This is a genomic window from Peribacillus muralis (genome assembly GCF_001439925.1).
GTDB lineage: Bacteria > Bacillota > Bacilli > Bacillales > DSM-1321 > Peribacillus > Peribacillus muralis.
Genome location: NZ_LMBV01000021.1, coordinates 49756 through 62710, shown reverse-complemented (window position 1 = coordinate 62710; position 12955 = coordinate 49756). Strand labels below are relative to the sequence as shown.

Below are 12955 nucleotides of genomic sequence, written 5' to 3'. Positions count from 1 at the left end.
GACAATGCAAGATAAAGGACTTTATTCAAAGCACTAAGTATGATTTAATATAGGAGGTTGAACTCAGTGGCATTCCAATTTAGACTCCCAGATATCGGAGAAGGTATACACGAAGGTGAAATAGTGAAATGGTTTGTAAAACCAGGAGATAAGATTCAAGAAGATGACGTGCTTTGCGAGGTTCAAAACGATAAAGCCGTTGTAGAAATTCCATCACCTGTTGAAGGTACAGTGGAAGAAATCCTTGTTGAAGAAGGAACGGTTGCCGTTGTTGGTGATGTTCTTGTGAAATTCGATGCTCCAGGTTATGAAGATCTTCAGTTTAAAGGGGATCATGGAGACGAAGCGAAGGCAGAAGGCGAGAAGAATACGGAGGCTCAGGTTCAAGCTACTGCTGAAGCTGGACAAGAAGTCAAAAAAGAGGCTGCTCCGGACCAAGCTAATAGTGCAGAAACGGGCGCGGGAGCACAACCAGCGGTTGAGGTTGATCCTTCACGACGTATCATCGCCATGCCTTCTGTCAGAAAATATGCACGCGAACAAGGGGTAAATATTCGTGAGATCTCTGGTTCTGGGGATAACGGCCGCATCATGAAAGAAGACATCGATGCTTTCAAAAACGGCAAATCCGCTCCACAGCAACCAGCAGCTCAAAGTGAAGCTTCACAACAACAAAGTGATAAGGAAACGACTGAAAAAGCAAAAGTGTCAATTCCAGAAGGGCAATATCCTGAAACTCGCGAGAAAATGAGCGGCATGAGAAAAGCGATCGCAAAAGCGATGGTTAAATCCAAGCAGACGGCTCCACATGTAACATTGATGGATGAAGTCGATGTGACGCTACTCGTCGCTCACCGCAAGAAATTCAAGGATGTTGCTGCTGCAAAAGGAATCAAGCTTACATTCCTTCCTTATGTTGTTAAAGCGTTAACTAGTGCATTACGTGAATTCCCTATGCTTAACACATCATTTGATGACGAAGCTAGTGAGATCATCCATAAACACTATTACAATATCGGAATCGCGGCAGACACAGACAAAGGCTTGCTCGTTCCTGTTGTTAAAGATGCAGATCGTAAATCACCTTTTGCCATTTCACAAGAAATTAATGAATTAGCGACAAAAGCTCGTGATGGAAAATTGGCTCCTAACGAAATGAAAGGTGCTTCATGCTCGATCACGAATATCGGTTCCGCAGGCGGCCAATGGTTCACACCTGTAATCAATCACCCAGAAGTTGCCATTCTAGGGATTGGACGCATTGCCGAAAAAGCAATTGTACGCGACGGGGAAATTATCGCCGCTCCAGTTCTGGCATTATCACTGAGCTTTGATCACCGCATGATTGATGGAGCAACTGCTCAAAATGCATTGAATCATATCAAAAAGTTATTGAACGACCCAGAATTATTGTTAATGGAGGCGTAAATAATGGTTGTAGGAGATTTTCCAATCGAAACAGATACTTTAGTGATCGGTTCAGGCCCAGGGGGATATGTTGCAGCAATTCGTGCAGCACAGCTTGGACAAAAAGTAACGGTCGTTGAAAAAGGAACAATCGGCGGGGTTTGTTTGAATGTAGGCTGTATCCCATCGAAGGCGCTAATTTCGGCGGGACACCGTTTCCATGAAGCTCAGCATTCAGAAGACATGGGAATCTTTGCAGAAAAAGTTTCTGTTGATTTTTCTAAAGTGCAAGCTTGGAAAGGCACGGTTGTAAAAAAATTAACGGGCGGCGTTAGCGGCCTGCTAAAAGGCAATAATGTGGAGGTTGTAACAGGCGAAGCTTATTTCGTTGATGAAAACAGCATCCGTGTTATGAATGAAGACTCAGCCCAAACTTATACATTTAAAAACGCGATCATCGCTACTGGTTCATCGCCAATCGAGATTCCGTCGTTTAAATATACAAAACGCGTAATTAACTCCACTGGTGCCCTTGCTTTGGAAGAAGTTCCAAAATCAATGGTGGTAATCGGCGGCGGGTACATTGGTACTGAGCTTGGAGGAGCATTCGCAAGCTTTGGCACTAAAGTGACGATTCTTGAAGGTACGGAAGAAATCCTTTCAGCTGGTTTTGAAAAACAAATGGCAGCTCTTGTTAAGCGTAACCTTAAAAACAAAGGTGCTGAAATTGTAACGAAAGCAAATGCTAAAGGCGTGGAAGAAACCGAAACAGGCGTAACCGTTACTTATGAAGCAAAAGGCGAAGAGAAAAAAGTCGAAGCTGATTACGTATTGGTAACTGTGGGACGTCGTCCTAATACTGCCGAAATCGGTATTGAACAAGTCGGAATCAAAATGACGGATCGCGGTTTGATCGAAACGGATAAACAATGCCGTACAAGCGTGAAAAACATCTATGCGATCGGTGATATCGTTTCTGGACCTCAATTGGCTCATAAAGCTTCTTATGAAGGTAAGATTGCAGCTGAGGCTATTGCTGGACATTCTTCAGAAATCGACTACCTTGCCATTCCGGCTGTTGTATTCTCTGAACCGGAACTTGCTTCTGTCGGTTATAATGAAAAAGAAGCGAAGGAAGCTGGAATTGAAGCGCTTGCTTCTAAGTTCCCATTCGCTGCAAATGGACGTGCTCTATCTTTAAACAATACAGACGGATTTGTGAAGTTAATTACTCGCAAAGAAGACGGATTGGTTATTGGAGCACAAATCGCAGGACCAAACGCATCTGATATGATCGCGGAACTTGGTTTGGCTATCGAAGCAGGAATGACTGCCGAAGATATCGCGATGACAATCCATGCGCATCCAACTTTAGGGGAAATTACAATGGAAGCTGCTGAAGTGGCCCTTGGAACTCCTATTCACATCATTAAATAATTTTTATTGTTCGTAGCGTGCTGCCTCCTGCAGCACGCTTTTTTCGTTGTCTTGGTTCACGGCAAATAGATTTTCTTTACACTATTTAAATGAAAAGGACAAAATGGGCATAAGCTATACAAAGGTCTTTTTACTTTTTTTCTCCAATAGGTTTGAAAATGGATAAAGAGGATAAAAAATAAGATGAGCAATGTACGGAACATATATTTATTGCTTATGTCATGATTAGGCCTGATGTATTCAAAAAAATGGGGTGGATCACTTGAAAAATTATCTGGTAATCCTCTTTCAACTAATCGTATGGAGCGGCTATACACTGGTTGAATGGCTTTCCGTTAATGATCGGTTTGTCTTCAAGGTATTCATGTTTTTGGTTTTTTCGTATTTAGCGATCTACATTGGTAAAACAATTTTGAAATCCAATAAGAGAACCATGCTTGTTACTGTCATCAGTCTATTATGCTACGGGCTGTTACAAATCCTTTTGGAAACGCTAGTTCCCGTTTATTGAAATCAGGTTTGCTAAGACACACCAAACCACGGAGGTATCATGATCAACAAAGTTTTGGTTTTATTCACGAGTGTTGCACTTTTATTAATCGGGTGTACTGGCCAAGATTCCAATCACGCAAAAGAGAATCACAAAAGCGTGGAAACGGCAGCATCCGCCCAAGATGAGGGCCAGCGAGAGAAAGAAGAGCAGGAAGAAGCACCAAAGGCGGCAAATACGGAAGAGAAGGTTAAGGCAGAGTACAGAGTCAATAAAGATACTTGGTCATTTGAGCCGATTGGCGATGCGGATCCGAAGGTTGTCTTGTTAACATTCGATGATGCTCCTGATAAATATTCGCTAGAAATTGCCAAAACCCTGCATCGACTTAAGGTTCCGGCGATATTTTTCGTCAATGGTCATTTTCTTGAAAATGATGCAAATAAAGCGATGCTGAAGGAAATTCATGAATTAGGTTTTCCCATCGGTAACCATACATATTCTCATGTGAATTTAACGGAATTGACTGAAAAAGAACAAGAGAGGGAAATCGTTAAATTGAATAATTTAGTTGAGGGGATTATCGGGGAACGCCCTAAATATTTCAGGGCGCCGTTTGGATCGAATACCAATCATTCGAAGGAAGTTGCTGGAAAAGAAAAAATGTTGGTCATGAATTGGACATATGGATATGATTGGGAAAAAGAATATCAGGATAAAAATGCATTAACAGAAATCATGCTGAACAGTCCTTATTTAGGAAACGGTGCCAACCTATTGATGCATGACCGAAAATGGACGAGTGAAGCGATAGAGGATATTGTGAAAGGTTTTCAAAAGAAAGGCTATGAAATTCTTGATCCAAACTTGATTGAAACGCCTGCATGAGCTGACTTTTTGCTTTTGCAGGTTTTTCATTTCCTAGGATAATAGTACATAACCCGTTGATTAAAGAGATGGAGCTGAGCCTGTAACTTCTTTGCGAGGAACTTGCATAATTCATTCGCTTTCCCTTTATCGCCGAAGGTTGCCGTTTCAGGAAGGGTGAATTGAATATATGATTGGATTCGCTCCAGCCCATCTTCATCCTTAACGATTTCCTGATCTACACCAATCAAAATCATATGGTAACGATCTTCTTTCGCTTGGAGATATATCGCCTTGTCTTTCATTTTCTCAGGTTCTTTCATTTCATAAGGAAATGCTTTTTTGTCGTAGTCCCAATCCAATTGCTTTCCGGTTTTAGCCGTGATCATTTGATAATAGGAAAGCAATTCTTTTACATCTTCAATGGTTATGGTCGCTTTAACCGACTCGGGAACGAGCTTGATATACGCATTTTCTGTCATTTGGCGCCTCCTTGTTCCATAGGTTTTACCTACATATTAACATTTTATGGTGGATTTATATACCTAACTATATGTAAGTTCCATGGTAAAATTACTTTTCCCCTTTTTTCGGTTAGAACGGAAAGGGGCGCAAACAGCTAAAACAAAGGTGATTGCCCCAATTTCAGCGCGGGTCAGGGTTGCGATATATGTACGAAGTTTTTTTAATATGTCATACTTTTTAACTTGAAATTCAAAATGTGTTATATTATAATTCATTTAAAGCGGTTACATTCATGAAATGGAGCATACAATATAGAGGGAAGGGGTTGTAAAAATGGGAACTATCGTATGTCAAACTTGCAATAGCACGATTGAACATTTTGAAGATGAAAAAGTAAGTGTGCTTTATACACACAATCACAACTGCCAATGCTGTGAAACAGCTGCCTCTAAGAAATAATATGGAAAACCTTTTGTAAGATTAATAGAATTCAAGAGTGCTCCAGGACTTTTAGTCTGGAGCACTTTTTTTTGAAATCGATTGTCTAAGCTGCCTTGCCCAATTTTTTGACATGACTATATAAAAAAACCAAGGCGTTTAACTGCCTTGGTTTGCGAATTCAATCAGTTTTTAATGATGCGTAAATATTTTATCTCTGGATCCTCTGGACCTTGCACAGGCAGGCCAGCCTCGATATTTTTTTTGATATAACTGATATTATCTTCCGTAATCAGCTCACCAGGAATAAAGATCGGGATACCCGGAGGATAGACCATGATGAATTCAGCACTGATTTTTCCGACCGATTCCTCGATTGGAACCACTTCGGTCTCTGCATAAAAAGCCTCCCTTGGCGATAGCGCAAGCGGTGGAGTATCTGGGAGCAGGACTTCGATTTTTTCATGTTCGGCGGCCATTTCCTTAAACTCATCCGAAAGGTCCTTAAGGGCAGCGATCAGCAGGTCCGCTTCCGTTTTGGAGTCTCCTGGTGTAATTAAACAAAGGATATTATACAAGTCGGAAAGTTCCACTTCGATATTATGCTTCTCACGTAGCCATTTCTCGACGTCGTATCCGGTAATGTTTAATTCCTTGATCGAAATGATCAGCTTTGTAGGGTCATAACTGAAGGCAGCTTTACTGCCGAGAATCTCACTGCCGACACAATATAAATAAGGGATATCATTGACGGCCTCCCGGATGTACCCTGCGAGATTGATGGCGTCATCGATCATTTGCCTGCCTACGGTGGCAAGCTGTCTTCTAGCCGTATCCAGAGAAGCTAGAAGGATGTAGGAGGTTGAGGTGGTAGTGAGCATGCTCAAAATAGATTGCACCCGGTTTGCAGAAACCAATCCATCTCTCACATTTAAAACCGAACTTCCCGTAAGCGATCCTCCAAGTTTATGAACACTCGTTGCGGCCATATCCGCTCCAGCCTGCATGGCCGACATTGGCAAGTCTTCATGGAAGTGAATATGGACTCCATGTGCTTCATCAACCAGGACTGGAATTTCGTAGGAATGAGCCATTTCGACGATTTTTTGCAAATCGGCGGAAATGCCGAAATAGGTAGGATTGATGACTAGCAACCCTTTTGCATCACTATGTTCCTTTAATGTTTTTTCGACGGCATCGATGGCGATACCGTGTGAAATGCCCAACTCTTTATCTATTTCAGGGTTGATGAAAACGGGAACCGCTCCGGAAAAGACGATCGCAGACATGACGGATTTATGTACGTTCCGTGGAACGATGATTTTATCCCCAGGACTGCAGACCGTCATGACCATCGTCATGATCGCTCCGCTTGTTCCTTGAACGGAAAAGAACGTGTGATCGGCACCGAAAGCCTTGGCAGCAAGGTCTTGTGCTTGTTTAATGATCCCTTTCGGCTGGTGGAGATCATCGAGTGGTGCAATATTGATCAAATCTATGGATAATGCATTTTCTCCAATAAAATTACGGAAATCAATGTCCATTCCTTTTCCTTTTTTATGACCAGGAATATGGAATTGAACGGGATTTTTTTTGGCATGCTGCAATAAGGCAGTGTATAAGGGTGTTTCATTCTGTGACAATTATTTGTGGCCCCTTTTCAATATAGTAGGTACGAAATATGGGGGAGGATGACTCCCTCTATAATGACCGAGCGTTTCTCCGCTTTCGCAACGTTAGTTAGCTTATGGAAAGACATAAAACAAATGAATTATAGCACGTCTTGTAATAAATGCCTAGCATCAATTTACCTTCCTGAAATGAAAAATCATCTTGTTTCTAGGTTGATTGGGGAAGGAGCAACCGATTAAAATTTAGCATTTACTTGGAGGGGTGTAGGATTTTTTCTTAAAGAGCTGAAAAGCGAGAAGTGTAAAAATTGATTGAGGAAACAATATTTGCCATAATGAAAATGTGCCTTTATTCAAAGAAAACTACCATAAAAAAGGGAGTGGGGAGTTTGAATTGGAATACGCGTGTGACCGACTTGCTAGGAATACATTACCCGATTGTACAAGGAGGATTGGCTCATTTAGCTTACGCAGAACTGGCAGCGGCCGTTTCGAATGCAGGAGGGCTAGGTCAGGTGACGGCGATGTCCTTGGACAGTCCAGAGCAATTGGTCAATGAAATAAGGAAAACGAAAGCATTGACGGATAAACCGTTTGGTGTGAACTTTGCAATAGGACAGCATGGAAGACCTTATGAACACATGCTGGAAGCAGCAATGAAAGAGGATATCGCAGTTGTTTCTGTGACGGGTGGAAATCCTGCACCATTTCTTGATAACGTTAAAGGTACGCCGGTAAAAAAACTGGTGCTCGTTGCTGCAAGAAGACAAGCAGAGAAGGCAGAACAGCTAGGCGCAGACGCGGTGATGGTAGTTGGTCAGGAGGGTGGAGGACATTTAGGACGTGATGATATTGGAACTTCCGTATTGATTCCCCAAGTAGTTGATTCCGTTAAAATTCCGGTCATCGCTTCCGGGGGCTTTGGTGATGGACGCGGTTTAATGGCGGCATTGGCACTTGGAGCTGAAGGGATCGAGATGGGAACCAGGTTCATTGCAGTCAAGGAGTGTGTACATGCACATGAATTATATAAAAATGCCTTGGTTTCCGGTACGGAAAATGATACCGTTGTCATTAAGCGGTCAATCGGTGCACCGGCCCGGGTAATCGCAAATGGCTGGACTGATAAAATTCTTGAAATTGAAAAAGAAAACGGTGGATATGAGCAATTGAAGGAGTACATAAGTGGCAAAGCGAACCAGCGTTATATCCATGATGGTGTTGAAGAAGAAGGATATGCCTGGGCTGGACAAGTGATGGGTCTGATACATGATGTACCGACGACAGCTGAGCTATTCAGCCGAATCATCGGCCAAGCTGAGGCAATTCGCTCGAAATGGACAGACTAAAAGGTAATAGTCTCCCGGACAACAGGATTAAACAATCTAGAAGGAGTGTGTATAAGGTATGGATTATCAATATCCAATGGACCTTGATTGGTCAACGGACGAAATCGTCGATGTAATTAAATTTTTTGAAGCGGTGGAAAAGGCTTACGAGAATAAGATACAAAAGGAAGCATTCATGAAAGTCTACCGCAGATTCAAGGAAATAGTACCGGGAAAAGCGGATGAAAAGAAATATACGGATGAGTTCGAGTCGGTCAGCACTTATTCGGCCTATCAAGTCATTAAGAAGGCAAAGGGACTTGAGGACGGCGACTGGCTTAAAATGAAATGAAGAACATAAAATTATTTGAAAACTTTATTGACTTACTGCAAAGATTGTTTTAACATAATAACCAAGAAAAAGATAAAGGCTGTGACGAAGAAAAGTACCTTAAATGCTGTTCTGCAGAGAGCCAGTGGTTGCTGAAAACTGGTGTACGAATTTAAGCGAATGGACTTCCGAGCCCCAAACCGAAACGGATGGCCGGAGTAGGCTTTGGCGATTATCTCATCGTTAATGGAGATAGGCATGGGAAGAATCATGCCGTAAAGTGAGCTAAATTAGCTAATTAAGGTGGTACCACGGGTTCCTCGTCCTTTGGATGAGGGGCCTTTTTGCGTTTTTTGAAATTGATAATTAAATCTATGATTAAGAGTAGTAATCCTTTTAGATTCGTCACAGAGAACCGGGATAGGTGGAAACCGGTACGATACAAAAGGATGAATGGACTTATGAGTGGTTTCTTGAAATAAGTAGGGAAACCCGGCTTCCGCCGTTATAGGGGTTGGCAGGAAATTTCGATTTCCTGCTTGAGCGGGAAAAATGCTTTGTTTTTCCAACTTGAGGTGGCACCGCGGTATACCGTCCTCTGCAGGCACATATTTGTGTTTGCAGGGGATTTTTTTATGGATTTTAATTCGATTGAGGCAGAAGCGTCGGCAATTAAACCGCAAAAAGAGTTCACATGATCTTATAACAATCTGGAGGGAATTTTTGATGAACAATTTGAATGAAAAAAAGCTGCTTCGCTTCAAAATGGAAACTATTGAAGGCGATATTCATACACCGATCGCCATATTTCAGAAATTAGATGGAAAACAAAGGTTTTTATTGGAGAGCTCGAATTCCCATCATGACAATGGACGTTATTCGTACTTAGGTTCGAATCCATATCTGGAGGTAACGTCACTTGCTGGCCACGTATATGTAAAAGATACCGAGACAGGTGGGCAGATCGTAAAGAACACAAACATCATTGAGTTTCTGAAAAATGAATTGTTGGTGGAGATAGGGGACACCCCGGTAAATATTCCGCCATTTAACGGGGGAGCAGTAGGATATTTGGGGTATGATATCATTCGTTTATACGAAAATATCGGTTCAGTGCCTCCTGATTCTCTGCAAATGCCGGATGCTCATTTTCTCTTTTTTAAGGAACTGTATATATTCGATCATGTGCTCCAGAAGATACATCTATTGACTGCTGAGGAAGACAGTGAGAAAAGCTTGCTGCGGATGAAGGAAACAATCAATCAGACAAACAAACCATCAAAGGAAATATCGTCGGAATATTTGGAATTCGAATCGAATTTCACACAGGAAGAATTCGAGAAAATGGTACGCGAAGTTAAAGAGGCAATAGTGGCAGGAGAGGTATTCCAGGTGGTTTTATCGCAGAGGTTCAAAGCGGACTTCGATGGAAAGCCATTCGATGCATACCGTCGTCTGCGTTTAGCCAACCCCTCCCCTTATATGTTTTATATTGAATTTGGTGAATATACCATTATCGGATCTTCTCCAGAAAGCTTGATCAGTGTTTCGTCAGGGATTGTCCATGTTAACCCGATTGCCGGCACACGCCCGAGAGGAAAAACGGATGAAGAAGATAAAGGCTTTGAAAAGAGCTTGCTGATGGATGAAAAGGAACTTGCTGAACATAAGATGCTTGTTGATTTAGGAAGAAATGATCTTGGCAGGGTTTGTGAAATAGGATCGATTCACCTTACCGAGGAAATGGAAATTCAAAGGTATCAGCATGTGATGCATATTGCATCGAAAATCAGCGGAACACTTAGAGAAGGATTCACGGGTTTGGATGCACTATCTGCCTGCCTTCCTGCCGGGACAGTATCAGGCGCCCCTAAGATTCGCGCAATGGAGCTGATCAATGAATTGGAAAACTGCAAACGCGGGGTGTATTCCGGCTCGATAGGATTCGTGGGCTTTGGTGGGGACCTGGATATGGCTTTAGCGATTCGAACGATGATCATTAAAGATGGCAAGGCCTATGTACAGGCGGGGGCAGGGATTGTATATGATTCAGATCCGAAAACGGAATATGAGGAAACACAAAATAAGGCTCGCGCTTTAATGGAGGTTCACAGAAAATGATTTTATTAATTGATAATTACGACTCGTTCACTTACAACCTTTATCAATATTTAGGGGAAGTGGAGAAAGACATCATCGTGAAAAGGAATGACGAAATCACCATTGCCGAAATCGAGGATATGAATCCACTGGCAATCGTCATTTCCCCTGGCCCTGGACGGCCGGAAGATGCTGGTATCAGCATGGAAATCATTCGTCATTTTCATAAGAAGGTTCCCCTTTTGGGCATTTGCCTCGGGCATCAGGCGATTGGCGCAGCCTTTGGGGCAAATGTGGTTGGGGCACAGCATATCATGCATGGGAAAACCTCGGTTATCGAGCATGATGGTACAGGGGTATTTGTGAATCAGGACTTGCAATTCCCTGTCATGCGTTATCACTCCCTAGTAGTGGAAAGAGGAAGCCTGCCAAAAGAATTGATCGTTACGGCAGCAGCAGTGGATGATGGGGAGATCATGGCGTTACAGCATGATGAGTACCCGTTATACGGTCTGCAGTTCCATCCTGAATCCATCGGGACGAAAATCGGCAAGGAGTTATTGCATCAATTTTATAAAATTGCCGGGACCTATCAATCAGAAAAAAAACGATCCATCTTATAATTTCAAAACAACGACTGGGGGAGTTAGCGGTGAAGGAATATTTAGCAAAGTTAGCAGAGCGTCAAACATTGACGGAAGATGAGATGAGCAGAGCAGCCCAAGCGTTATTTTCTAAAGATATCACTGAAAGCGAAATGGCCGCTTTCATCATTGCCTTGAAAGCGAAAGGGGAAACGGCAGGTGAAATAGCAAGCCTTGTTAAAGTTATGAGAAAGGAAGCAAGGAGTTTCCAAACAAGCTCGCTAAGTGTAATGGACAATTGCGGTACGGGTGGTGATGGCTCACAAAGCTTCAATATAAGTACCACATCGGCCTTTGTACTGGCTGGAGCAGGAGTCAAGGTTGCCAAACATGGCAATCGCAGCATTTCAAGCAGAACGGGCAGTGCGGATGTATTGGAAGAGCTGGGGGTTAATTTGTCCTTGGAACCAGAGATGATAAAGGAACTGTTGGAGGAGAATGGGATAGCATTTCTATTTGCTCCATCCGTCCACCCTAATATTGCAAGGATCATGAAAGTGAGAAAAGAATTGAAAATCCCGACCATATTCAATTTAATCGGACCCTTGACGAATCCAGTTCAGCTTGACACCCAATTATTAGGGATAAATCGTCGTGATATGCTCGAATTATTTGCAGAAGTGCTCCGAAAATTAGGCAGAACACGCGCGATCGTCATAAATGGCGCCGGATTCATGGATGAAGCAAGCCTGCAGGGGGAAAACGCGCTCGTTCTGTTGGAGCAAGGGGATATCATCCCGTTTACACTGCATCCCGAAGAGGTGGATCTGCCCGTGTACGATAACGGTCAAATCAGGGGCGGCGATGCCAAACAAAATGCCGATATCATGCTGCGCCTGCTAAAAGGGGAAAAAGGGGCTTACCGAGATACCGTTTTGTTGAATGCTGGCCTAGGGTTATACGCACATGGTACGGCAGCAACGATCAAAAAAGGAATCTCCATGGCTAAGGAAAGCCTTGATAGCGGCTCCGCCCTTTCAAAATTAGAAAATCTTATTGCCTATGGCAAAAGAAATAAGGTGGTCATGTAATGGGAAATATCTTAATGGAAATCATTGAACAGAAAAAAGTGGAAGTAAAAAAATTAAAGGAAAAGGGTTTAGATGAATCAATCATGATCGAAATGGTCAGGCCTTCTCTTGTCGAAACGTTGAAAACGGCCGAGGCCATCGCGATCATTGCGGAAATCAAACGGGCTTCCCCTTCAAAAGGAACCATTAAAATGGATGTAAATCCGATCGAACAGGCGCTTTCCTATGAAAGGGGAGGGGCGGCAGCGATATCCGTATTGACGGATGAAGTATTCTTCAAGGGATCGATTTCCGATTTAAGGGCGGTAAGCGAAGCCATAAAGATTCCAAGGTTGTGCAAAGATTTCATCATTGATGAAATTCAAATCGATCGTGCCTATCAAGCAGGCGCGACAATCATTCTATTAATTGTTGCTGCACTTTCCCAAGAGCGACTTCATGAATTATATCAATATGCAAAAAATAAAGGGTTGGATGTTTTAACTGAAATTCATGATGAAGCTGAATTAAAACGAGCACTGGAACTTAATGCAGAACTGATTGGAATAAACAATCGGAATCTAAAAACATTCGAGGTGGATTTGGCTGTCACGGAACGGTTGGCGAAGTTACTTGATCCCAAACGCCACATGATCATCAGTGAAAGTGGAATTAAAACAAAAGAAGACGTTTTGCGTGTGAAACAAGCTGGTGCAAAGGCAATTCTAGTTGGGGAGACACTGATGACTTCAGCAAATCTCCCCAATACTATGGCAGAACTGCAAATGCATATTTAAGGAGATTGCT

General features: G+C 42.6%; 13 protein-coding genes and 2 other annotated features. Of the genes, 11 read left to right on the top strand and 2 right to left on the bottom strand.

The window, feature by feature from the left end; all coding sequences use genetic code 11:
- The first annotated feature begins 66 nt into the window (after positions 1-66).
- From ASU00_RS19350 to ASU00_RS19335, 4 genes are all read left to right on the top strand, one after another.
- Entirely contained in the window at positions 67-1428 is a 1362-nt protein-coding gene (locus ASU00_RS19350) for a dihydrolipoamide acetyltransferase family protein (protein WP_057915105.1), read from the top strand.
- Positions 1429-1431: 3 nt separating this feature from the next.
- Positions 1432-2844 carry a dihydrolipoyl dehydrogenase gene (gene lpdA, locus ASU00_RS19345; protein ID WP_057915104.1) on the top strand — a complete coding sequence of 471 codons (1413 nt, stop codon included), beginning with the start codon at positions 1432-1434 and terminating at the stop codon, positions 2842-2844.
- Positions 2845-3097: 253 nt separating this feature from the next.
- Positions 3098-3355, top strand: coding sequence for a hypothetical protein (locus tag ASU00_RS19340; RefSeq protein ID WP_330219553.1), 258 nt, complete (start codon positions 3098-3100; stop codon positions 3353-3355).
- 39 nt (positions 3356-3394) lie between these two features.
- The gene (locus tag ASU00_RS19335) at positions 3395-4222 is read left to right on the top strand and encodes a polysaccharide deacetylase family protein (protein WP_057915102.1); all 828 of its coding nucleotides are present in this window, start codon (positions 3395-3397) and stop codon (positions 4220-4222) included.
- Between the two features lie 26 nt (positions 4223-4248).
- On the opposite strand, the gene ASU00_RS19330 is transcribed toward ASU00_RS19335, so the two are convergent.
- Entirely contained in the window at positions 4249-4683 is a 435-nt protein-coding gene (locus tag ASU00_RS19330; protein WP_057915101.1) for a DUF1885 family protein, read from the bottom strand.
- 316 nt (positions 4684-4999) lie between these two features.
- Here ASU00_RS19330 and ASU00_RS24725 point away from each other — a divergent pair, with 316 nt between their 5' ends.
- Positions 5000-5125 carry a GapA-binding peptide SR1P gene (locus ASU00_RS24725; RefSeq protein ID WP_082630489.1) on the top strand — a complete coding sequence of 42 codons (126 nt, stop codon included), beginning with the start codon at positions 5000-5002 and terminating at the stop codon, positions 5123-5125.
- A 164-nt stretch (positions 5126-5289) separates the two neighbouring features.
- Here the strand turns inward: ASU00_RS24725 and ASU00_RS19325 are convergent, their stop codons facing one another.
- The gene (locus ASU00_RS19325; protein WP_057915100.1) at positions 5290-6747 is read right to left on the bottom strand and encodes an aminotransferase class I/II-fold pyridoxal phosphate-dependent enzyme; all 1458 of its coding nucleotides are present in this window, start codon (positions 6745-6747) and stop codon (positions 5290-5292) included.
- A 377-nt stretch (positions 6748-7124) separates the two neighbouring features.
- On the opposite strand from ASU00_RS19325, the gene ASU00_RS19320 reads away from it, so the two are divergent.
- The 6 genes from ASU00_RS19320 to trpC all read left to right on the top strand — a co-directional run bounded on the left by ASU00_RS19320 (position 7125) and on the right by trpC (position 12945).
- The gene (locus ASU00_RS19320; RefSeq protein ID WP_057915128.1) at positions 7125-8084 is read left to right on the top strand and encodes an NAD(P)H-dependent flavin oxidoreductase; all 960 of its coding nucleotides are present in this window, start codon (positions 7125-7127) and stop codon (positions 8082-8084) included.
- 58 nt (positions 8085-8142) lie between these two features.
- Positions 8143-8415 (top strand): UPF0223 family protein, encoded by a 273-nt coding sequence (locus tag ASU00_RS19315; RefSeq protein WP_057915099.1) that lies wholly within the window; start codon positions 8143-8145, stop codon positions 8413-8415.
- Positions 8416-8487: 72 nt separating this feature from the next.
- Positions 8488-8725, top strand: a binding site (T-box leader).
- 34 nt (positions 8726-8759) lie between these two features.
- Positions 8760-8996: a binding site (T-box leader), on the top strand.
- A 124-nt stretch (positions 8997-9120) separates the two neighbouring features.
- Entirely contained in the window at positions 9121-10515 is a 1395-nt protein-coding gene (trpE, locus tag ASU00_RS19310; protein ID WP_057915098.1) for an anthranilate synthase component I, read from the top strand.
- Positions 10512-11117, top strand: coding sequence for an anthranilate synthase component II (locus ASU00_RS19305; protein WP_057915097.1), 606 nt, complete (start codon positions 10512-10514; stop codon positions 11115-11117). Before trpE ends, ASU00_RS19305 begins: the two co-directional genes overlap by 4 nt.
- Before the next feature lie 29 nt (positions 11118-11146).
- On the top strand, positions 11147-12169 hold the full coding sequence (trpD, locus tag ASU00_RS19300) for an anthranilate phosphoribosyltransferase (protein ID WP_057915096.1): 1023 nt from the start codon (positions 11147-11149) through the stop codon (positions 12167-12169).
- A complete protein-coding gene (trpC, locus tag ASU00_RS19295) occupies positions 12169-12945 on the top strand; it encodes an indole-3-glycerol phosphate synthase TrpC (RefSeq protein ID WP_057915095.1) in 777 nt (258 codons plus the stop codon). The genes trpD and trpC overlap by 1 nt, the downstream gene beginning before the upstream one ends.
- The last annotated feature ends 10 nt before the right edge of the window (positions 12946-12955 follow it).

Coding starts and splice junctions, on each gene's coding strand:
- ASU00_RS19305 (WP_057915097.1), top strand. CDS start 10,512: ATGATTTTATTAATTGATAATTACGACTCGTTCACTTACAACCTTTAT.
- ASU00_RS24725 (WP_082630489.1), top strand. CDS start 5,000: ATGGGAACTATCGTATGTCAAACTTGCAATAGCACGATTGAACATTTT.
- trpC (WP_057915095.1), top strand. CDS start 12,169: ATGGGAAATATCTTAATGGAAATCATTGAACAGAAAAAAGTGGAAGTA.
- ASU00_RS19315 (WP_057915099.1), top strand. CDS start 8,143: ATGGATTATCAATATCCAATGGACCTTGATTGGTCAACGGACGAAATC.
- ASU00_RS19335 (WP_057915102.1), top strand. CDS start 3,395: ATGATCAACAAAGTTTTGGTTTTATTCACGAGTGTTGCACTTTTATTA.
- ASU00_RS19330 (WP_057915101.1), bottom strand. CDS start 4,683: ATGACAGAAAATGCGTATATCAAGCTCGTTCCCGAGTCGGTTAAAGCG.
- trpE (WP_057915098.1), top strand. CDS start 9,121: ATGAACAATTTGAATGAAAAAAAGCTGCTTCGCTTCAAAATGGAAACT.
- lpdA (WP_057915104.1), top strand. CDS start 1,432: ATGGTTGTAGGAGATTTTCCAATCGAAACAGATACTTTAGTGATCGGT.